The organism is Thalassospira sp. CH_XMU1420-2 (genome assembly GCF_037029325.1).
Lineage (GTDB): Bacteria > Pseudomonadota > Alphaproteobacteria > Rhodospirillales > Thalassospiraceae > Thalassospira > Thalassospira povalilytica.
In genome coordinates this window covers 197,754-220,215 of the sequence record NZ_JAYMEG010000001.1, presented here as the reverse complement: position 1 = coordinate 220,215, position 22,462 = coordinate 197,754, and the positions used below count along the sequence as shown (strand labels likewise).

Below are 22,462 nucleotides of genomic sequence, written 5' to 3'. Positions count from 1 at the left end.
AAAAACCGGTCAACCGGGCTGACTGACCAGAACGCTACCGCCTTCGGGATCAGGGATGGCGCGGATCGGGCTTTTAAACACGGCCGACAACAAATCCGGGCGCATGACATCGTCAACCGCACCCTTTGCAACCATTTCCCCGTTTTGCAAAACAACAACCCGGTCGGCATAGGCCGTGACCTGATTGAAATCATGCAAGATCATCAGAACACCAACCTTGTTTTGATGGGCTTCGCGCCGGGCAACGCCAAGTAATGCATGCTGATGGGAAACATCCAGACCCGATGTCGGCTCATCAAGCAACAAAAACCGGTCACGATCCTCATGACCGTTTTTGGGAACCATATTGCGTTCCGGCCCATCCATTCCCCAGACCTGAACCAATGCACGGGCCAGATGCACACGCTGTTTTTCCCCGCCCGACAATGCCGGATAGGCACGGTCAGCAAGGTGATCGATATCGGCAAGCCTGATCGCATGACGGACCAGCTTCTGATCGAGTTGCCTGGTTGATATCTTGCGAAATGGTGCACGCCCCAGCGCAACCACATCGCGCACCGCAAACGGAAAGGTCATCGAGGCGGCCTGTGGCATCACGGCGCGTGACTGGGCCAGCGCCAATGCCGTGGTTTCCGTGATGTCCTGACCACTTTGCCGTATGGCCCCCTTGCTTGCCCGATATTCACCAGCCAATACCCTAAGCAGGGTCGATTTCCCCGCCCCGTTTGGCCCCAGCACGGCCAGTACCTCGGCCGGTGTGACTTCAAGCGAAATATCACGCAGCAAATAACGGCCACGTGCCACAAAGCTAACGTCTTGTGCCACCAAACTCATAGGCGACGCCTTTTCTTTTCGCGCATCAGCAATCCAAGGAAAAACGGCCCGCCGACAATCCCGGTCACAAGACCAATCGGCAGTTCGGCCGGAAGAACAATGATCCGTGCCACCGCATCGGCCCCGGTCAGCATGATCGCCCCGCAAATTGCCGATGCCGGCAGGACATAACGGTTATCAGGCCCGGTAACCAGCCGCACCAGATGCGGCGCCACCAGCCCGACAAATCCGATAATGCCCGAAACAGCCACGGCTGCACCGACGACAAGGGCCGTTACCACCGTTGCCCGGCGTTTGAGATGTTCGACCTCGACCCCAAGATGGCGTGCTTCGGCCTCACCCAGTAAAAACAGGTTAAGCGGCGTGCCAAGCGTCATCAGATAGGCAATACCCAGTGCCATGATGATCAGGGCCGGGGTATCAGTCGGGCCGTTCCCGGCAAGTGCCCCCATCTGCCAGAAGGTCAGGCTGCGTAACTGGGCGTCATCGGCCATATAGGTAAAGACACCGACACCGGCAAAGGCCATCGCATTGATGGCAACCCCGATCAGCAACATGATTGCGGCATCTGTCTGGCCATCCTGACGTGACAGAATTCGGATGAAGGCGGTTGCGATCACCGCCCCGCCAAAGGCCGCGACCGGAACACCATAAGGCCCGACAACCGGATAATAACTGCCCAAAATGATATGGCCGGTCACAATCATTGCAACCGCCCCCAGGGCCGCACTGGCAGATACCCCGATGATGCCCGGATCCGCGATCGGATTGCGAAACAGACTTTGCATCACCGCCCCGGCAAGACCAAGTCCCGCACCAATCACAATCGCACGCGCAATCCGGGGCAACCGCAAGGTATCAAGGACCCGCGCATCAAATGCATCAATGCCGACACCTGCAACACCAATCCGGTGCGCGATATGCGCAACCACATCACCAAGTTCGATGCGTGCCCCGCCGGTACCCAGCGAAATGATCACCAGGACCAGCAGCGCAACCATCAAAAGAACCAGAACCATCACCGGCCGATTGATTTGCCAGTATTGCCGAAGCGATGTTTCCACCTGCCTCACAGACTTCATTGACCGTGTTCTTGTTGATGAAGGGATTTCGCCACATCACGGATTTCTGATGCCGATTCCGGTCCGAAACCAAGAATGGTCGAAGACGAAACCGTCAAAACCTTGCCATTGGCAACCGCCTTGTTCAGACCAAGAACCGGGTCGGTTTTCAAACCGTCCAGGCCACCGAAATGATCAACCGTCGACTGCGGCACCAGCACATAATCGGACTGATCCGCAGCGATGATTTCCGGTGAAACCGGTTTGAACCCGTCAAAGCTTGCCATCGGATTGGTCCCGCCAATCAGATCGATGATTTCTGAAGCCGTCGTGTGGCTTCCTGCCGACAGCGGTTTGCCATGGCCAACCGCCATCAGGAAGATGATGCTTGGACGTCCGGCTTCATCACGTGCACCAAGACCCGAAATATCGTCACGGACTTTCTGGATCAGTGACTTCGCATCTTCGTCGCGCCCAAGAGCCTTGCCCGCAACCGCGATTGCATCTGGCAGGTTCTTGATCTCGTCCAAAGACGGCAATTTGACGACCGGTATTCCCAGATTGCCAAGTTCCTGCAACACGTTTTCGGGTCCGGATTTTTCAACAGCAACAACAAGGTCGGGCTTCAGGCTGATGATCCCTTCTGATGCCAGTTGCCGCATATATCCAACCTTGGGCAAGGTCGGCACGGGATCGGGTCGAGTACTTGTGGTGTCGGTTGCAACCACGCTGTCCCCGGCACCAAGTGCAAAGACGATTTCAGTTGCCGGTGCACCGACAGTAATGACACGCGCCGGACGCTCGTCGGCATGGCTTGGCACAGCAAGACCGGCACAGGCCGTCAGGACAATCAGGAATGCGATAAAACGACGCATCAGTTACTCCGCAACAGCTTGTTTAGCGGCATCAAATCGCGGAAGTCCTTCCGCCAGTTTCTGCCAGGCAGGGTTTTCGGGTTCTTTTGGTGCGCGTTCACCACAGAAGATCGCGAAGTTGTTAAGGTCCGCGTCATACAATTCAACAGTGGTCACCACACCTTCGCGGATCGGTTTGCGCACGATCCAGGCTTCGGCGATCTTATCCATGCGCAGATGCATGGTGAAACGCGGGTCCATGACATTGATCCAGTCCCCCATTTCACGGATGGTGTTCACGGGGCCGGTGTGAATCTGGATCGCACCGGCATTGCCGACAAACACCATGATCGGCAAACCGCTTTCGGATGCCGATTCCAGCATGGTTTTAAGGGAATCGTTGGTCAGTCGTTCGGCAAACTCGGTGCCGACAAGACGCATGCCCTGCTGACGCCCGACATTGAAATCCTTAAGCAGACCGTGGAACTGATGCACATCGGTCATTTTGCGCCAGTGGGCGCGCAGGTTCTCGACATCGACATCTTCATCCTTGCGGGTCACGGCCTTGGGCAATGGCGGAAGGGTCTCGATACCCGGTTGCTGATTCCCGGCACGGAATTCGGCAACCAGCGCCTCGTAACCCGCTGCGTTTGAATTGTCGGTCAGGAAAATCTTGTGGATCGCTTTGCCTTCATGATCGAAGAACTGCAAACTGCGGCGACGCCCTGCGCGCGGATTGTTGGTTTCAACCGCAAATCCGTGCCCCCAGCGCCCCAAAAACAGGCGAAGGTCCACATCCCCGTTCAGGACAAGGCCCATTTCGCCATTGATGCTGACCTTGCCAAAGGTTCCGATCTTTTCATGAACAACACTGGGATTGCGGGTCAGGATCTTGACCTCGCCCAGTTCTTCAAGGCGCTTGATCAGATCCCCCCAATCAGCATCCAGACGCACGACATTGTTGCCAATACCCGCTGCAACCAACTCACCTTCGGTCAGGCCAAGCTCGGCTGCGATATCCACCGCATAGCCCTTTGCCTCCCCGGCAGAAAAAGCGGACCAGGCTTCAAGCGGTGTTTTGAAATTGTTTTCACTCATGGCGTTTAAATACCTCCTCAAAGATCAGACGATGCAAAAGCTGCATCGTCTGATCCCGTGACATCAGAATTTCATGCTTGCGGAAATTTTCAGATTGCGGCCCGGCTCATAGAGGCCCTGATCAGCTGTCTGATAATTGTGATCAAGAATGTTATCGATCCCGGCATTGACGGTCAGGCCGGGCACTGTTTCATGCGCATCCCAGCTGACAAAAACGTCAAAGGTTGCATATCCCGGGACCTCGCTGCCCGATGCGATCCGGGTCAAACGATCAACCAGATTGGCCCGTCCACCAAGCTCGACACCATGATCCTGGAAACGATAGCCGCCTGACAACGCAACCTTGTCAGCGGGAATGTCGGAAAGATTTGCACCCGTGCGGGTATTTTCCCCGCGAATGCGCGATGCAGCCAATCCGCCAAAGATCACACCGGTATCGTAAGTCAGCTCTGCTTCGAACCCTTGAATCTCGGCTTCGGGAACGTTGACGCTTTTGGTTTCCGAACTGCCAAACGTCGCACCTTGCTGTTCGATATAGTCTTCGATTTCGTTGTGGAAATAGGCGACCTTGGCGCGGAACGCATCACCATGTGTCAACAGATTGTCGGATTTGAAGTTCGTCCCGAATTCCCACGTTTTGGCCTTTTCGGCTTCGAGATCGGGGTTGGCGACAAAATTATTCCCCGGGAAATGATAGCCGCTTGCATACATTTCAGTCATTGCCGGCGCGCGGAACGCCTCGGCATAACTGACATAGGGCTGCATCCAGGATGTCAGGCGATAACTTGCCGAAAAGCGCGGTGAAATGGCGCTGTCTTCGCGGGCACGCTGCCCGTCCGCGGAAAGATCGTAGGAATCAAAACGAACCCCGGCGGTCACATCAAGCGCATCGGTCAGCGCCAATGCATTATCGACATAGACGCCATAAATGGTCATTTCGGCATCAGGAAACAGGTTGGAAACGGCGACACCGTTACGACGGCCTTCCTGGGAATCCTGATAGATTTCACCACCGACAGTCACCGCCAGATCGCGTCCCGCCAGATCAAAGCGCGATGTGTTGCTGCCATCCAGACCAATGGTATCAAGGGTACGTTCATCGTGACGACCGTCACTGACCCGTTTTTCATCCAGATCCGTGCGCATGCCATAGGCATTCAAATTGGCATCAATCCAGTCATTTGCGGAGTCATGGTAACGATAGCCAAGCACCATTGATGTTTCTTCGCTTTCGCGATTCACAAGATAGTTGCTGGTACTCAGTGCAGCACCGCTATCGGGTGCCGACGGCAGGCGATGGTCATCGTTATATCGCTGCACGGTCAGGGTCAGCCGGCTGGCATCATTGATGTCGATACCCCCTTTGAGCATCCCGTTAATGTAGTCATCATCGGTGTAGGGTTGCTTGTCGCCATCACCGGATTCAAAATTGCCCGTACTTTCGCGGGTCACGCTGACAAGAAGATCCGTGTTGTCAGTTGGACGGCCATACGCCATGCCATTGGTCGTCAGGCCGTGATCAACCGATGCGTAGCCAACCTTTACCCGCGCACCCAATGTCTGACCGGGATCAAGAAGATCGTTGGCATCTTTGGTGGTCAGGGCGATCACACCCCCCAGTGCCCCGGTGCCCTGCATGGTCGATGCCGCACCACGATACACCTCGACCGATTTCAGAACCTCCGGATCAAAGAAGAACCGACCCTTGTGACCGACACTCATATTGGCGCGTGCACCATCCACGCGCACAACAACCCGGTCACCGGTCAATCCGCGAATGATCGGTTCCTGTACGGTGCTGCGCGGACCACCATGAATTTCAACCCCCGGCATTCCGCGTAAAATATCGGAAAGATCAGATGCCTGACGGCGTTCAAGTTCTTCTTCATCCACCACAGAAATGGATGCCGGGGCATCAATAACCGACGTTTCCAGTTTGTTGGCGGTAATCGTGATGGCATCAAGTGCGACGACGGCGACTGTTCCGGTTTGCGCGGAAGTTTCCGCTGTCGTTTCGGTTTCGGCCGGTTGGCCGGTTGTGGGCGATGCCGCGTCCTGGGCCTGGGCCGCTGTTGCAAGCGCAAATGTGGATACTGTCGCCATAAGCAGGCGCGCAGAATTGCTAAGAGCCATGATCTTCCCCTAAGGCAGCTTTTTTCCGATTTCGGCTGGCTGGCTGGCTTGTGCAGGGCACTGGCGCGCTGGCTGGCAAATCTGGTGATTTGATTGTCGGGCGTCGGGCGACGCCTATTTCGTAAGAATAAGTTTGTTGTTTGACGTCATGCGCAGGCGGTATTCATCCCCCTGATGAAGAATGATGATCTCGCGATCCATTCCCATCAGATCTTCCACCTGGATCTGTCTTGCCTGACCGGTTTTTCCCGGCTTTTCTGATTTGGCTGCGATGTCAGGCATCGCAAACTCCTTGTCCAAATGACACCTTAATTGATAATGATTTGCATTCTTATAGAATTTTGCGAAAACAAGTCAACTGCGCAATTGCGTCGAATTCGCAACTTACATCCCCAAAGCCGGCTCAATGTGAAAAAGGCCACATTTCCACACAGGAAATGCAGCCTCATGATCGGGATCAGGACCATTTTGGTCGTATAATTTGCGCGCTCAGGCTTCGCCGATTTTGTCTGGTGACCCGGCACGCATCGATGCCACAAGCTGAATCGCCACGACAACAAACAGGAAATAAAGCGCGACCTGCCAATCCCCAAGCAGGTCGTGAAGAGCACCAAACAATACCGGGCCAATCGCCGCAAACAGATATCCGACCGATTGCGCCATGCCCGACAAACGTGCCGATGTTTGCGGGTCCGCACCGCGCATCCCCACCAGGGTGAGTGCAATACTGATCATGCTGCCCTGCCCCAGACCAAGACATACCGCCCATACATAGGGAAGTTCGGTTGTGGCAAAAACGAACCCGGGAATGGCGATGATCAACGGGATATGCAACACCAGCATTGCCAGCTTCTTGTTGGCAATTTTCGAATAGATCAGCGGTGCGGCAAAGGCTGCGGGAATCCCAAATACGTTAAAGATCGACAAAAGTGTCGCGGCCTCGGCCTCGGTGATTCCGTGATCAATAAAGACCTTCGCAAGCCATGCGACCCCTGTGTAAAACATCAGGGACTGACAACCAAAGAACAGGGCAAGCCACCAGGCTTCTACATTTTTCCAAAGCGATATTTTGGCCGTCAATGCCGGTGCAGCAGCCTTGTGCCGGTATCGCAGCATCGGCAACCAGCACACAAAGGCGATTGCCGCAAACACCGCCCAAACGCCAAGCGACCAGCGCCAATCCCCGCCGGCTGCATTGCGGATCGGAATAGAAATGAATGCAGCGACGGTGGCCCCGGTTGACATGGTGAAGGTATAAAGGGCTGTCACAAAAGCCACATGGGTCGGAAAGCTCCGCCGCACCAGTGACGGGGTAAGAACATTCATCACCGCGATCGCCGCACCCAGAATGATGGTCCCGATCACCATGATGTCATAGGCCCCGCTGGCCCGAAGCCCCTGCCCCACCGCAATGAACAGCAACATGGTCATCAAGGTTGCCTCAAGACCGAATTTCTGGCCCAGACGCGGCGCAAAGATCGACAAGACACCGAAGCTCAGAACCGGCAATGTGGTCAACAGGCCAAGCTCCGTTCCCGAAAGAGACAAATCGGTGCCGATAATTTCGGCGAGCGGGCCAAGCCCGACGATGCTTCCACGCATATTGGCCGCCAAAAGCAACACAGCCAGCAAAAAGCCGATATGCGCACCAAGGCGGTTAAACCCGCGTCCCGCATCATGGGCTGGATCGGTGGTCGGGGCAGTTTTGTCAGTCATCGGAAAACTCCGTCTGGATCACACACGATCCGCGTTACGTCGTGATGGTGGCACGATCTGATCATCTTGATTACAGGTTGGAAGAACCCGTTCTTTATCCAAATGCGGTAACACCCCACAAAACCCGAAGGGCGATCAGCACAAACAGAATGGCGATAATTCGTTCAATCCAGGCAGCATGATCGCGCAGCCATGGCAATACCGCACCATGGGACAAACCGATCGCCACCAGGCAATACCAGCCCGCATCAATTGCCGCTGCGGTAAATGCCAACAGGAACTTGCCGCTCCATTCGAATTCGGGGGATACAAACTGGCTAAACAAGGCCAGGAAAAACAGCGCGATCTTGGGGTTGAGAAACGCGATCATAAACCCGTCACGCGCCGCCTGCCCGATTGATCCGGAAAGCTTGGCTGTGCCGTCAACATTGAACTTTGCTCCTGATCCTGCCGCACGCCATGCCTTGATCGCAAGCCAGATCAGATAAAGCGCCCCCAGAATGCTGACTGCATTGTGAAATACCGGTACGGTCTGAAACAGGATGCCAAGCCCGGTCATGGTGATCACGGCATAAAAGCCGATACCAAGACCATGCGCCAATGCACAGGCGAAACCTGCCTGACGGGACTGCCCGACCGAATAGCGCAGAACAACAGCCAGGCTCGGCCCCGGGGTCATCGCCCCCAGAACACAAATGGTTGCCACAGACAACCAGGCGGCAAAACTCATGACGTTTCCTTTTGGTGGCGCGGGCTTGGGTCCCGCCTTGTTTGCCTGCAAAGCTATATACTTGGCAGAACCGTTTCAACGGAAATGAAGTGTCGCTATGATGCCCGACTGCGCCACCCTGCACATGACCGGGAATTCCCCGCAAAAGACGGTTTCAAACGATGTTTCTGCTGCTTAAAAACGCCAATCTGTTCGCCCCTGCCGCACTCGGGATCAATGACATCCTGATCTGTGGTGAGAAGATTATCGCCATTGCCCCTGATCTTGTGGTCTCGGTTCCGGCCGAAATCAGGACGATTGACCTTCGGGGAAAAACGACAGTACCGGGCTTCATTGACGGTCATGCACATCTGATTGGCGGTGGCGGTGAAGGCGGATTTGCCACCCGCACCCCCGAAGTGGCGATTGGCGACTTGATCGAAGCCGGTATCACGTCAATTTGCGGGTTGCTGGGCACGGATGCCGCAACCCGCCATATCGCGTCCCTTTATGCCAAAACCAAAGCCCTGCGCACCGAAGGCCTTTCGGCCTGGTTCTTTACCGGCGGGTATCGTGTTCCATCGCCAACGCTGACCGGAAATATCGGCGATGACGTCACATTCCTTGATGCCTGTATCGGCCTTAAGACCGCAATTTCGGACCATCGCAGCAGTCAAAGCACCGTTGACGAACTGGCCCGCATCGCATCCCAATCACGTATTGGCGGCATGACATCGGGAAAATCCGGCGCCGTGGTCGTTCATCTTGGCGATGGCGACGGCCACTTTGATCCATTGATCGGGGTGGTTGAAAATACTGAAATCCCGATTGGTCAGTTCATTCCAACCCACGTAAACCGCAAACGTGCCCTGCTCGATGCGGCAAAGGATTGGGCCAAACGTGGTGGCAATATCGATTTCACAACCGGGATTGATGCCGAAAGCGATCCAACCGGGTCGGTCAAGACATCAGCCGGCATTGCAGAATGCCTGGCAGATGGCGTGCCCCTTGATCGTATTTCCATGACATCGGACGGAAACGGTTCTTTGCCTGATTTCGACAAGAATGGCAAAATGATCGGGCTTTCGGTGGCCGGATTTGACACTGTCGGGCGTGAATTTGCCGATCTTGTCGAATCCGAAAAGCTTGATATCCCTACCGCACTTGCGCCGATTACCTGCAATCCGGCAAGGATGCTGGGGCTTGGCGGTTCAAAAGGGTACCTTGGGTGCGGGCATGATGCCGATATTCTGGTTCTTGATGATGCGCTGGCACCTGAAACGGTCATCGCGCGCGGCAAAGTGGCAATGATCGGCAAGGAACGGCTATTGCGTGGTACTTTTGAGCGATAAGTCCCCGGTTTTTTGAGAAAACCGACCATATATGGCATCAAACCGCCGCGTTACCGGGGTTTGATGCCTTTTTATTGTCATATCTGCCCGAATTATCCCCCAATAAGGTCAAACCTCTCTCGCAATTGTCGGTCACGATCCAGTCAGGAGACAGGCTTTCAAACGATCTGTTCCAATATGGCGGAAAGGACACGGGAAATGCGACAGGCAGCCATCGTCTTGGCCGTTGCAAGCGCATTGGGGCTTTCAGCTTGTAGCGGATTGAATGACCGAAATCAGAAAATGCTAAGTGGTGCCGCCATCGGTGCCGGTGTTGGTGCAGTCGGCACCGTTATCACGGGTGGATGCGTCACCTGTGGTGCCGTGATCGGCGGCGCGGTAGGTACCGGTGTCGGTTACATCATGCATGAAAACGAACAGGCCCGGAAATGATCGGAAAATCCATCATGATCGCTGCGGCACTGGGCCTTGCGATACCGGTCGGTTTTGCCGACATCGCCCGGGCCGATCCACCGCCATGGGCCCCGGCGCATGGCTATCGTGCCAAACACCATGATGGCCATGGCGACAAACATCACCCCAAACAAGGACCCGATCAGGACATCTTTGTATCCAATGGCAGCTATCTGCGCTGCAACCGCGACATGATCGGTGCGGTGATCGGGGCCGGGTCCGGTGCGGCACTTGGCTCAACCATCGGTAAGGGTGACGGTCGTACTGCTGCGATGATTGGCGGGGCAATTCTGGGAATGCTCGGCGGCTATAATATTGGTCAGACCCTTGATCAAAGCGATGTGGCCTGTACCGGATATACCTTGCAAACGGTGCCCGATGGGCGGCCGGTGCGGTGGCTTAATCCGGAGTCGGGGAACAGCTATAACGTTGTGCCGACAAGAAGCTGGCAAAACAGCGATGGCCGCTATTGCCGTGAATATACTGCAACCGCAGATATTGGCGGAACACCGCACGAAACCTATGGCACCGCATGCCGTCAGGCTGACGGATCCTGGCAAATTGTTTCCTGAATGTGCGGCGCATCCTTCTTCTAAAAACCTAATCACCAAACATGCAAAGACCCGGTATTTCCGGGTCTTTTTTTATATTCACCCCTTGAAAATACGCATCTTAAAATCACTTGAAATCAATGCCTTATTCGTTGACGAAGTGTCCATATCGTAATTTGATTTACGTTAACGTCACTTTGTATTACAGTCTGATCACAATCATAAGAAAAATACGTCCAAATGAGGGAGGCGTTCGTGGATGACATCCTCGAAACCGTAAAAGAAAAGCTGCCACAGCTTCGCGGACTTAATGCCGTTGTCGCATTTGATTGCGGCGATGACGGCCATATTGTTGTCGATGCCACCGGTGACGAGCCGGTCATCAGCGATGATGATCTTTCGGATGCGGATTGCATCTTGAAAATCAAAAAAGCCAACCTCGAAAAACTGATCGCCGGAAAACTTGACCCGATGCTTGCCTTCACGCTTGGCAAACTCAAAATCAAGGGATCCATGGGAATAGCGGCAAAATTGTCATCCATGCTGGATTGACGCGGCCGGATGATCCGTTCTGCGGGGGAAACATGCGCCAACACAACTGGAAGCGCACCGTATCGGGGTTGATAGCAGGCATACTCGCCCAATCCGCCATTGTTTCAATGGCATCAGCAGGCGAGACCCTTAATTTTCGCGTCCTCAAGGACGGCGAACCGATTGGTCACGAGACAGTCGAAATCACACCGACAGATACGGGACATATCGTCAGGATAGAAACCCTGACCGATGTCAGCGTGCTGTTCCTGAAGTTCCATTACGACCATCAGCGCACCGAGATTTGGCAAAACGACGCGCTGGCTTCGGTCGAAACCACCACCAATGATGACGGCACACACTATAGCTGGCAGGCAAGCTATGATGGTGATTGTTACCAGCTTGTCGGCAAGGGTGTCGGAAAACGCGACGCATGTGACGGTGCCTGGCCCCTAAGTTTGTGGTCCGAAGACGTCACAACCAAAACCAGCCTCTATAGCGTCATTGATGCCGAACCTTATGGCGTAGAAATCCGGAAGGTCGGCACAGAAAATGTAATGATCGAAAACCGGGAAACACCGGCGACACATTACATCATGTCAGGGGATGTCCAGCGCGACCTTTGGTACGGTCCTGACAAAAAACTGCTGAAAACCAGCTTCAAACGAAAGGGTTACGACATCGACTTCATTCGGGTTGATGCGATGAGCCTTCACAAATAAAAGCGGGCGTTTCGAATTAAGAATTTGAAGCGTTTAAGATTAAGGGAGAAACTGATGTCAAAGCTCAAGATGAGCTGCCTCTGGGGGGCAGCTTCGGGTACTGCAATTTTGTGTGCATTGGCAACCATTGGCACTGCACACGCTTCGGGTTTCCAGGTCCGCGAAACCAGCGGCACACTGCAAGGGTCAAGCTTTGCAGGGATGTCGACACTGACCACCGATGCTTCCACAATGTCCTACAACCCCGGCTCGGTCGGACAATACACCGAGACAACATACAGTGCCGGCGTCACCGTGATTCGGCCAGTCGCAAAAGCGACCAATACTGTCGCAACAGATGGTGCACGTACAACCATTGCCCAAACTGGCGGCGGCTATAAGGACATGGCAGAAGATGCTGCTGTTCCGAACGCCCATGCAGTCTGGAAACTCAACGAACAAATTAATCTCGGTGTATCAATCACTGCCCCTTGGGGTCTGGTAACAGATAACGACTCAGATTTCGCAGGGCGTTTCTTTGGTACAACATCCAAAATCAAAACCGTCAATATCAAGCCCGTGATGGCGTATCGCTTTGACAACGGCCTGAGCATCGGAGCTGGGCCGCAAATTCAGCGTTTTGAAGCAAGATTGGACAAAGCTGTTCCATCTTTGGCCGGTGCCAAGACGGAAGGGAACTCATCGCTTAAAGGCGATGATATCGGGTATGGCTGGACAGCTGGCCTTAACTGGGAGCTTACCGACGCAACCCGCCTTGGTCTGTCCTACAATTCCGAAGTCGATCACAAACTCGAAGGCAAGATCAAGTTTGACAGCGCTGCGAAAGGCCTTCTGACCCCTTATACTGATCGCAATGCTTCGGCAAAGATCACAACCCCAGAAGCCATTGCATTCGGGATGTCCCACGATATCGACGATCAATGGACAATTATGGGCGACGTCCAATGGACGAACTGGAACTCGGTGAGTGAGCTGGTCTTTAACTATGACGGCCTAATCAACAGCAACCTTTCCACCAGCGGCAGCACAACCGAATATTACAACTGGGGATCGTCATGGTTCGGGGCACTCGGTGCACGTTACCAGCATGATGAAAACTGGGCCTTCACCGGGGGTATTGCTTATGACGAGACCCCGATCAAAACCCGCAACCGTAATGTGCGCTTACCCGATTCCGATCGTTATTGGGTATCGTTTGGCACCACCTACAAGGTTGCTGACTGGGTGGATGTGAATCTTGGATACACCCACATTTTCGCTAAGTCTGCACGGGTAGATCACACCTCTGCAGCACTTGGTAACTATGCAGCAGACTATGATGCAAAAGTCGACATCATCGCTCTGCAGGCGAATTTCAAGTTCTGATCTGCTATAATGCCTGGCATGGGGCGGCAATAGCCGCCCCGACCGGGTTGCTTTTTTTTGCCCGCAAAGTGACGTTAACGTAATGGAGTTAACGCAAGTGAACAAAGTAAACGTTCAAGAATCCCCTATCCTGATAAACGGCGTTGATGTCAGCACGCCCATTCAGACGCGTCTGGTTCACGAGATTTTTGATTCCGCGGCCAAGCGGTTTCCGCAACGCCCGTGTCTGGATTTTCTGGGAAGGATCTATGATTACAAAACCATCGCCGAGCAGGTTGATCGTGCCGCCGAAGGGTTCAAGCAACTGGGCGTGCGCAAAGGCGACAAGGTCGGCCTTTGCCTGCCAAACACGCCTTATTATGTCGTATGTTATTACGCGATTTTGAAATGCGGCGGCGTGGTGGTCAATTTCAACCCGCTTTATGCCAAGCGTGAAATTGCCTATCAGATCGAGGATTCCGGCTGTCGCATGATGGTGACGCTGAACCTCAAACAGATTTACCCCAAGGTTGCTGCCTGCCTGGATGAAACCTGTCTCAAACGCATTGTTGTTTGCGAGATGAGCGACATCCTTCCGCCGGTCAAAAGCGTTCTGTTTTCGCTGTTCAAACGCAGCGAACTGGCCGAAGTCCCGAATGATCTGCGTCATATTGCCTATGAGCGGGTCATTGGCTGCAAGCCGGTTGAAACTGTTGCCGATGTGTCGGTCGAAGATCTTGCCGTTCTGCAATATACCGGCGGAACCACCGGTCGCCCCAAAGGGGCAATGCTGACCCACGCCAATCTGAGCGCCAATGTCGATCAGTTGACCCGCTGGATGCCCGATGCTCATCCCGGACACGAAGTCACGCTTTGTGTTCTGCCATTTTTCCACGTGTTCGCAATGACGGTGGCACTTAATACTTCAATCAATCTTGGAGCAGAACTTGTACTGCATCCAAGGTTTGAACTCGGCGCGCTTTTGAAGTCGCTCGACAAGAAAAAGGTCACCATCTTCCCGGGGGTTCCGACCATCTATACGGCGATCAACAATTCGCCTGAAACACCCAAACACGATCTGTCACATATCCGGTGCTGCATTTCCGGTGGTGCCCCCTTGCCGGTCGAGGTCAAGCACCGCTTTGAAGACATCACCGGCTCGAAAGTGGTTGAAGGATACGGACTTTCCGAAGCCAGCCCGGTTTGCACCTGCAACCCGGTCAAAGGCGAAAACAAGGAAGGGTCCATCGGCTTGCCATTGCCGGGTACCGAAATCGAAATACGCTCACTTGCCAACCCGTCCCAGACCATGCCGGTCGGCGAGAAAGGCGAAGTCTGCATTCGCGGTGCACAGGTTATGCCGGGTTACTGGCAAAACAACGCCGCAACACAAGATGCCTTCATCGACGGATGGCTCCGAACCGGCGATGTCGGATATCAGGATGATCAGGGATATACTTTCCTTGTTGATCGCCTGAAGGATGTCATTCTGTGCAGCGGCTATAACGTATATCCTCGTGCGATTGAGGAAGCACTGTATCTGCATGAACAGATCGCCGAAGTCACCTGTATCGGTGTTCCCGACCAATATCGCGGTCAGGCCCCGAAAGCCTTTGTCCGGCTGAAAGATGGTGTCACCGATGTGACCCCTGATGATTTGCGTGCCTTTCTGGATGACAAAATTTCAAGAATCGAGATGCCCCGCGAAATCGAAATTCGCGAGGAACTTCCAAAAACCATGGTCGGCAAACTGTCGAAAAAAGAACTGGTCGAGGAAGAACGCCTGAAGCGAGAGGGAAAAGCGTCTTAGTTGCCGTGCGTTAGCGTCATCAAACACACACTGGAAAAAATCCAAGTGACGTTAACGTAAACTAATTGACGTTAAGATAAAAATATATACGATTAGGGGCGAAAAATGACCAAACTTGACGACCGGTTTTACACCGTTCCCGAACTGGCCAAGGATTTGGGGATCACGCCGCGCACCATCCGGTTTTACGAGCAAAAGGGCCTTGTAAATCCGCAGCGTGCCGGCACCACCCGGGTCTATACCCGCCAGGACCGCGCGAAGCTTCTGATCATTTTGCGCGGCAAACGACTGGGGTTCAGCCTGAACGAGATTGCAGATTATCTGGATCTTTATGGCGCGGATCCCACACAGGCAGAACAGATCAAAATGTTGCTGCGTCGTGTCCGGGGACGGATTTCCGATCTGGAGGAACAGCGCCAGGCACTGGACGTCACGTTGGATGAATTGCGCGACATCGAACAACAATCGATTGATGCGCTTGAAGAAAAAGGAATCAATCCGGATTCGTAACAAGATCCCCGGATCAGAGGACAGCTCAGGAAGGAAGACATAGCCATGACCAACGCCGTTATTGCCGGATATGTCCGGTCGCCATTCACCCCGGCCCGCAAAGGGGCCCTTGCCAAGGTCCGTCCTGATGACCTGGCGGCACAGGTCGTAAAAGGTCTGGTCGAAAAGACCGGCATTGATCCCAAAGCAATCGAAGATTTGATTCTTGGTTGCGCCTTTCCGGAAGGTGAACAGGGCTTCAACGTTGCCCGGCTGGTCACCTTCCTTGCAGGTCTTCCGCGCTCTGTTGCCGGTGTCACTGTCAACCGGTTCTGTGGATCGTCGATGCAATCGATCCATCAGGCTGCCGGCGCAATTGCCATTGGTGCAGGCGAAGCATTTATCTGTGCCGGCGTTGAAAGCATGACCCGTGTCCCGATGATGGGCTTTAACCCGCTTCCGAACCCGGAACTTTATAAGACCATGCCCGAAGCCTATATGGGCATGGGCGATACCGCTGAAAACGTTGCCGCCAAATACAGCCTAAGCCGTGCCGATCAGGAAGCTTTTGCGGTCGAAAGCCACAAACGCGCGGCAAGCGCGCAGGCTGCTGGAAAGTTCGTTGATGAAATCATCCCGATCCAGACCAAGGATGGCGTTGTTTCCGAAGATGGCTGCATTCGTGGTGACACAACGGCCGAAGGTCTCGCAGACCTGAAACCGGCCTTCCGTGCTGATGGCGTGGTGACTGCAGGCACCTCATCGCCACTGACCGATGGTGCATCTGCGGTTCTGGTATGTTCCGAAGAATTTGCAGCCAAAAACGGTCTGACCCCGCTTGCCCGCATCAAATCGGTTGCGGTTGACGGTTGCCTGCCCGAAATCATGGGCATTGGTCCGGTTGGCGCGTCGAAAAAGGCATTGGCACGTGCCGGCCTGACATCGGCGGACATTGACGTTACCGAACTGAACGAAGCGTTTTCGTCTCAGGCAATGGCAAGCATTTCCGATCTCGGACTTGATGGTGCCAAGGTCAATATCGATGGCGGTGCATTGGCCATCGGTCATCCGCTGGGGGCGACCGGTGCCCGTATCGTCGGCAAGGCGGCAAGCATCCTGAAACGTGACGGCGGCAAATATGCGCTGGCCTCGCAATGCATTGGCGGGGGTCAGGGGATCGCGACCATTCTGGAGGCGATGTAATGACCACCATCAAACAGGTTGCCGTTATCGGCGCCGGTGTGATGGGCGCGGGGATCGCTGCCCATATCGCCAATTCCGGGACCCCGGTCCTGCTGCTTGATATCGTTCCCGACGGGGCAAAAAACCGCAACGCGGTTGCCGAGGGCGCGGTTGCCAAAATGCTGAAAACCGATCCGGCACCGTTCATGTCCAAACGGGTCGCCAAGCTGATCACATGCGGCAATATCGAGGATGATCTTGATAAAATCGCCAAATGTGACTGGATCATCGAGGCCGTCATCGAACGCCTTGATATCAAGCAGGATCTGTATCGCAAGATTGATGCCGTCCGCGCCAAGGGCTCGGTCGTGTCATCCAACACATCGACCATTCCGCTTGCCACCCTGATTGGCGGCATGGATGAAAGCTTTGCCCAGGACTTCATCATCACCCATTTCTTCAACCCGCCGCGCTATATGCGTTTGCTCGAGCTGGTTGGATCGGGTGTCACCCGTGATGGCGTTATTGACATGGTTGCCGATTTTGCTGATCGCAAACTGGGCAAGACTTGTGTCACCTGCCATGATGAACCGGGCTTTATTGCCAACCGTCTGGGTGTTTACTGGATTCAGGCTGCCATGGTCGAAGCCATGGATCGCAAACTGACCGTCGAGGAAGCCGACAGCGTCATTGGCCGCCCGTTTGGCATTCCCAAAACCGGTGTGTTTGGCCTGATGGATCTGGTTGGTCTGGATCTGATGCCCCATGTACAGTCGAGCATGGCGGGGCTTCTCGATAAATCAGATCCGTTCCATGCCATTTACCGCGAAAGTGAACTGGTCGGCAAACTGATTGCCGATGGTTATACCGGTCGCAAGGGCAAAGGCGGGTTCTATCGCCTGAACCGTGATGGCGGTGAAAAGATCAAGGAATCGGTTGATCTGCAAACCGGCGAATTTTCCAAATCTGAAAAGGCCCGCATCAGCAGTGTTCGCGCCGCTGGCAAGGACCCGCGCAAGATGATGGAAGCAACCGACAAGGGCGGTCAATATGGCCGTGCCGTTATGGGCAAAACCCTTGCCTATGCTGCCTTCATTGCCGAGTCCGCGGCAAACTCCATCCTTGATGTCGATGATGCGATGAAGCTCGGCTATGCATGGAAAACCGGTCCGTTTGAGCTGATTGACGCGATTGGTGTGGATACCCTGATTTCAATGCTGGAAGAAGACGGCATTGAAGTCCCCGCCCTGCTGAAAAAGGCTGCTGGCAAATCGTTCTACAAGGTCGAAGACGGTGAACTTTATTACCTCGGCTTTGATGGCGACTACACCAAGGTTACCCGCCCGGACGGCGTTCTTTTGCTTGAAGACATCAAACGCAAATCCGAACCGGTCGCCGGTAACCGTGCCGCATCGCTTTGGGATATTGGCGATGGTGTCGCCTGCCTTGAATTCCATACCAAGATGAATGCCCTTGATGCAGATGTACTTGGTGCGATCAAGACATCGATCCGGACTGTCAAAAAGCAGTTCAAGGCAATGGTGATCTATAACGAAGCCAGCAATTTCTCGGCGGGTGCGAACCTTGGCCTTGCCCTGTTTGCCGCCAATATCGCCGCATGGCCGGAAATCGAGAACCTTGTTGAAACCGGTCAGGAAACATACAAGGCGCTGAAATATTCGCCTTTCCCGGTTGTTGGCGCGCCAAGTGGCCTTGCCCTTGGGGGTGGCTGTGAAGTTCTGCTTCATTGCGATGCGGTTCAGGCGCACGGGGAAACCTATATCGGGCTGGTTGAACCCGGTGTTGGCCTGATCCCGGCCTGGGGCGGGTGTAAGGAAATGATCCGTCGCTGGACGGAAAATCCGAAATTCGTCAAAGGCCCGATGGCCCCGAGTGCCAAGGCGTTTGAAATCATCTCGGTCGCGACCGTTGCCAAATCAGCAATGGAAGCCAAGGAAAACCTGTTCTTCCGCGAAACGGATGGCATCACCATGAACCGGAACCGTTTGCTGGCCGATGCCAAGGAACGCGCGCTTTCGATGGTCGATGGGTACGAAGCCCCCGAAGAATTCACCTATCGCCTGCCGGGCGAGTCTGCCCGGGTTGCCTTTGAAATGGCCGTTGATGGTTTCCATCGTCTTGGCAAGGCAACCGATTATGACCGCGTGGTGGCCGGTGAGTTGGCCAAGGTTCTTGCCGGTGGTGACACCGACGTGACCGAGGAACTGTCCGAAGACGACATTCTTGAACTGGAACGCGAAGGTTTCATGCGTCTGGTCCGCAACGAAGGCACCATGGCCCGGGTGGAGCATATGCTTCTGACCGGCAAGCCGTTGCGCAACTAACCGGTCCAGGAGGAAAAGTAAAATGGCTGAATATAAAGCACCCCTGCGCGACATGCGCTTCGTCCTGACCGAGCTGTTTGATTACAACGATATCAATCAGTTGCCCGGTTGCGAGGATTTCACCCCCGACGTCGTTGACGCCGTTCTCGAAGAAGCCGCCAAGGTCTGTGAAGAAATCCTGTTCCCGATCAACCGGTCGGGCGATGAGGAAGGCTGCACCTGGGATGACGGCGTTGTCACCACCCCCAAAGGGTTCAAGGAAGCCTATCAGACCTTTGCCGAAGGCGGATGGACCGGCATTGCCTGTGACCCGGCCTATGGTGGTCAGGGCGCACCGAAATCGATCAATGCCCTGGTCGAGGAAATGATTTGTTCGACCAACCTGTCATTCGGGATGTATCCGGGCCTGTCATTTGGCGCCTATGCCGCCATGCATGCCCATGCATCGGACGAACTTAAGGACAAATACCTTCCGAAAATGGTCGAAGGCACCTGGTCCGGGACCATGTGCCTGACCGAACCGCATTGCGGCACCGATCTTGGCATCATCAAGACCAAGGCTGATCCGCAAGGTGACGGGTCCTATGCCATCACCGGCACGAAAATCTTCATCTCGGCGGGTGAACATGACCTGACCGAAAACATCATCCATCTGGTTCTGGCCAAGCTTCCCGATGCGCCCAAGGGCACCAAGGGTATTTCCCTGTTCCTTGTTCCGAAATTCATGGTCGGTGACGACGGATCGCTTGGCGATCGAAATGCGGTCAAATGCGGTTCCATCGAACACAAGATGGGCATCAAGGCATCTGCCACCTGTGTCATGAATTTTGACGGCGCAATCGGCTATCTGGTCGGTGAACCCCATCAGGGCATGCCCGCCATGTTCACCATGATGAACCAGGAACGCCTGTCGGTGGGTATTCAGGGACTTGGTCTTGGCGAAGCCGCCTATCAGGGCGCGCGTGCCTATGCCAAGGACCGCCTTCAGGGCCGTGCTCTGACCGGTGCAAAATCCCCCGACAAGGCCGCTGATTCCATCATCGTCCATCCTGATGTCCGCCGCATGCTCCTGACCGCGAAGGCCACCAATGAAGGCTGCCGTGCGATGGGCATGTGGGTTGCCCGTGCCCTTGATACCGCCAAACATCATGAAGACCCGGTCAAACGCGAAGAAGCCGACGAATTCGTCCAGCTGATGACCCCGATCGTCAAGGCACTGTTCACCGACTGGGGCTTTGACAATACCAACCTTGGTGTGCAGGTCTTTGGCGGTCACGGTTACATCCGCGAATGGGGCATGGAACAATATGTCCGTGACGCCCGTATCGCCCAGATTTACGAAGGCACAAACGGTATTCAGGCGCTTGACCTTGTCGGTCGTAAAATGCCGACCAAGGCCGGCCGTTATCTTCGCCGGTTCTTCCACCCGGTTCAGGAATATATCGAAGCCAATGTCTCCAAGGACGGCCTTGGCGACTTTGTCCAACCGCTGGCAAAGGCGTTCATGCGCCTGCAACAGGCCACGGGTGAACTGGCACAGCGCGGCATGAAAAACCCGAACGAAGCCGGTGCCGCCGCAACCGAATTCCTGCGTCTGTTCGGTCTGGTGGCAGTTGGCTTCATGTGGGCCCGGATGGCCGAAGTCGCATTGGCAAAACAGGATGACGACCCGGACGGCTTCTATAAGGCCAAACTGATCACGGCAAAGTTCTATATGGAACGTATCCTGCCGCAATCAGGTGCCCTGTTCAGTCAGATGATGTCAGGGTCTTCGACCATGATGGCACTCGACGAGGAGCTGTTCTGATCATGGCTGCGGGCCGCATAAATCGTCAGACCACATCAGAAAACGGAGACATGTCGTGAACCTGATTTTCCGGCTGATCCGTGTGGTGATCCTGTCGCTGTTGCGGCCCCGCCTGCATCCGCTTGATCCATCCTGCCTGCATTTCCGGGCATGGCCACTGGATCTTGATATCAATGTCCATATGACCAATTCGCGCTATTTCGCGCTTATGGATCTGGGCCGGACCGAACTTATTGTCCGCAATGGCATCGCCAAACAGATGTTGAAACGCAAATGGCAACCGGTGGTGTCGGGATCAACAATGCGGTTCAAGCGCGCGATCAAGCCGTTCCAGAAATTCGCCGTCGAAACCCAGGCACTCTATTGGGATGACAAGGGGTTTTATCTTGAACAACGCTTTGTTTCTGATGGCAAAACCCTGGCACTTGGCGTGGTCAAGGCCGTGTTTGTCGGTCCGGAAGGTATCGTCACCCCGCAAGAAGTCTGTCGTCGGGTGGGGGCGGACCAGAATTCGCCTGTCATGCCCGACTGGCTATCGGGCTGGCCCGATATGGAAAGCGCAATAGAAGCCCGGCTTGCGATTTAATACCGGCCCAATCCCCGATAGCGGGAACAAAAAAAGCGGCAACCCCGCGGGAGGAAACCACATGACATCGACCGACGCCGTATTGCTGAACATCACCGATGACATCGCGACGATCACGCTAAACCGGCCAGACCGGATGAATGCACTTGATCACGCAATGATCGCCGGTTTCTCCGATGCGCTCGACAAGATCGAAGCTCAAAGCAACCAGATCGGTGCTGTGATCCTTGAAGGATCGGGTGGCACCTTTATGGCAGGCGGTGATGTCAAATTTTTCTATCAGATGACGCAATCATCTGCCGAGGAAACCCGTTCGGTGATTGATGCCATGATCAGCCGCGTGCATGACATTGTCATCCGCCTGACCGCCCTTCCCTGTCCGGTGATTGCCAAGCTTGAAGGTGCGGTTGCCGGGTTTGGCGTCAGCCTGATGAATGCCTGCGATCTTGCCATCGCTGCGGAAGAAACCGTTTTCACCCTGGCCTATATCCATATCGGCACCTCGCCCGATGGCGGTTCGACCCATTCGCTTACCCGGTTGGTCGGCATGAAAAAGGCCAAGGAAATTGCCCTGTTCGGTGATCGTTTCGGCGCGGACGAAGCCCATGATTGCGGCCTGATCAACAAGGTTGTGCCCGCCGATCAACTGGCATCGGCGACGGCGAATTATGCAGCCCGTCTGGCATCGGGTCCGCGTGGTGCCATTGCACGTACCAAGGCGCTTCTGAATGCCGCCCCCCAGGCAACCCTGACAGAACAACTGACAGCCGAAGCCAAATCATTTGCCGAATGCGCCATCAGTGCCGATTTCCGCGAAGGCGTTACCGCCTTTGTTGAAAAACGCAATCCGCGCTTTGGCAAATCATAAAAAGAACCCAGGGAAAT

21 protein-coding genes are annotated in these 22,462 nt (G+C 54.6%); 13 read left to right on the top strand and 8 right to left on the bottom strand.

All coding sequences use genetic code 11. The features are described from left to right. Nucleotides 1–9: 9 nt before the first annotated feature. From WA429_RS01080 to WA429_RS01045, 8 genes are all read right to left on the bottom strand, one after another. Nucleotides 10–834, bottom strand: a complete 825-nt coding sequence (locus WA429_RS01080) for a heme ABC transporter ATP-binding protein (RefSeq protein ID WP_287464500.1) — start codon at nt 832–834, stop codon at nt 10–12. Then, entirely contained in the window at nt 831–1,916 is a 1,086-nt protein-coding gene (locus tag WA429_RS01075; protein ID WP_114112033.1) for a FecCD family ABC transporter permease, read from the bottom strand. Before WA429_RS01075 ends, WA429_RS01080 begins: the two co-directional genes overlap by 4 nt. Beyond that, a complete protein-coding gene (locus WA429_RS01070; protein ID WP_287464501.1) occupies nt 1,913–2,770 on the bottom strand; it encodes a heme/hemin ABC transporter substrate-binding protein in 858 nt (285 codons plus the stop codon). The genes WA429_RS01075 and WA429_RS01070 overlap by 4 nt, the downstream gene beginning before the upstream one ends. A gap of 3 nt (nt 2,771–2,773) precedes the next feature. Continuing rightward, nucleotides 2,774–3,847 (bottom strand): hemin-degrading factor, encoded by a 1,074-nt coding sequence (locus WA429_RS01065; RefSeq protein WP_287464502.1) that lies wholly within the window; start codon nt 3,845–3,847, stop codon nt 2,774–2,776. Between the two features lie 63 nt (nt 3,848–3,910). After that, on the bottom strand, nt 3,911–5,980 hold the full coding sequence (locus tag WA429_RS01060; protein ID WP_287464503.1) for a TonB-dependent hemoglobin/transferrin/lactoferrin family receptor: 2,070 nt from the start codon (nt 5,978–5,980) through the stop codon (nt 3,911–3,913). Between the two features lie 114 nt (nt 5,981–6,094). Next, nucleotides 6,095–6,262 carry a hemin uptake protein HemP gene (gene hemP, locus WA429_RS01055; protein ID WP_101246552.1) on the bottom strand — a complete coding sequence of 56 codons (168 nt, stop codon included), beginning with the start codon at nt 6,260–6,262 and terminating at the stop codon, nt 6,095–6,097. A 207-nt stretch (nt 6,263–6,469) separates the two neighbouring features. After that, entirely contained in the window at nt 6,470–7,696 is a 1,227-nt protein-coding gene (locus WA429_RS01050) for a CynX/NimT family MFS transporter (RefSeq protein WP_114112037.1), read from the bottom strand. A 94-nt stretch (nt 7,697–7,790) separates the two neighbouring features. Further along, nucleotides 7,791–8,426 carry a LysE family translocator gene (locus tag WA429_RS01045; protein WP_206926555.1) on the bottom strand — a complete coding sequence of 212 codons (636 nt, stop codon included), beginning with the start codon at nt 8,424–8,426 and terminating at the stop codon, nt 7,791–7,793. Nucleotides 8,427–8,587: 161 nt separating this feature from the next. Here WA429_RS01045 and iadA point away from each other — a divergent pair, with 161 nt between their 5' ends. From iadA to WA429_RS00980, 13 genes are all read left to right on the top strand, one after another. Then, nucleotides 8,588–9,757 (top strand): beta-aspartyl-peptidase, encoded by a 1,170-nt coding sequence (gene iadA, locus WA429_RS01040; RefSeq protein WP_101246554.1) that lies wholly within the window; start codon nt 8,588–8,590, stop codon nt 9,755–9,757. 198 nt (nt 9,758–9,955) lie between these two features. Next, nucleotides 9,956–10,189 (top strand): hypothetical protein, encoded by a 234-nt coding sequence (locus WA429_RS01035; protein WP_101246555.1) that lies wholly within the window; start codon nt 9,956–9,958, stop codon nt 10,187–10,189. Nucleotides 10,190–10,203: 14 nt separating this feature from the next. Continuing rightward, on the top strand, nt 10,204–10,782 hold the full coding sequence (locus WA429_RS01030; RefSeq protein ID WP_287464504.1) for an RT0821/Lpp0805 family surface protein: 579 nt from the start codon (nt 10,204–10,206) through the stop codon (nt 10,780–10,782). Between the two features lie 234 nt (nt 10,783–11,016). After that, complete coding sequence (locus tag WA429_RS01025) at nt 11,017–11,313, top strand: SCP2 sterol-binding domain-containing protein (RefSeq protein ID WP_101246557.1); 297 nt, start codon at nt 11,017–11,019, stop codon at nt 11,311–11,313. 32 nt (nt 11,314–11,345) lie between these two features. After that, nucleotides 11,346–12,014 carry a DUF6134 family protein gene (locus WA429_RS01020; RefSeq protein ID WP_206926552.1) on the top strand — a complete coding sequence of 223 codons (669 nt, stop codon included), beginning with the start codon at nt 11,346–11,348 and terminating at the stop codon, nt 12,012–12,014. A 54-nt stretch (nt 12,015–12,068) separates the two neighbouring features. After that, a complete protein-coding gene (locus WA429_RS01015; RefSeq protein ID WP_101246559.1) occupies nt 12,069–13,379 on the top strand; it encodes an OmpP1/FadL family transporter in 1,311 nt (436 codons plus the stop codon). 97 nt (nt 13,380–13,476) lie between these two features. Beyond that, a complete protein-coding gene (locus WA429_RS01010; protein WP_287464505.1) occupies nt 13,477–15,168 on the top strand; it encodes a long-chain-fatty-acid--CoA ligase in 1,692 nt (563 codons plus the stop codon). 105 nt (nt 15,169–15,273) lie between these two features. Beyond that, nucleotides 15,274–15,678: a MerR family transcriptional regulator gene (locus tag WA429_RS01005; RefSeq protein WP_101246560.1), complete on the top strand. Its 405-nt coding sequence runs from the start codon at nt 15,274–15,276 to the stop codon at nt 15,676–15,678. Between the two features lie 45 nt (nt 15,679–15,723). Then, complete coding sequence (locus WA429_RS01000) at nt 15,724–16,860, top strand: thiolase family protein (RefSeq protein WP_101246561.1); 1,137 nt, start codon at nt 15,724–15,726, stop codon at nt 16,858–16,860. Next, entirely contained in the window at nt 16,860–19,184 is a 2,325-nt protein-coding gene (locus WA429_RS00995) for a 3-hydroxyacyl-CoA dehydrogenase/enoyl-CoA hydratase family protein (protein WP_287464506.1), read from the top strand. Before WA429_RS01000 ends, WA429_RS00995 begins: the two co-directional genes overlap by 1 nt. A 22-nt stretch (nt 19,185–19,206) precedes the next feature. Further along, nucleotides 19,207–20,991, top strand: coding sequence for an acyl-CoA dehydrogenase C-terminal domain-containing protein (locus WA429_RS00990; protein WP_287464507.1), 1,785 nt, complete (start codon nt 19,207–19,209; stop codon nt 20,989–20,991). Between the two features lie 55 nt (nt 20,992–21,046). Continuing rightward, nucleotides 21,047–21,577, top strand: coding sequence for a thioesterase family protein (locus WA429_RS00985; protein WP_287464508.1), 531 nt, complete (start codon nt 21,047–21,049; stop codon nt 21,575–21,577). 61 nt (nt 21,578–21,638) lie between these two features. Continuing rightward, nucleotides 21,639–22,445: an enoyl-CoA hydratase/isomerase family protein gene (locus tag WA429_RS00980; protein ID WP_287464509.1), complete on the top strand. Its 807-nt coding sequence runs from the start codon at nt 21,639–21,641 to the stop codon at nt 22,443–22,445. Nucleotides 22,446–22,462: the final 17 nt, after the last annotated feature.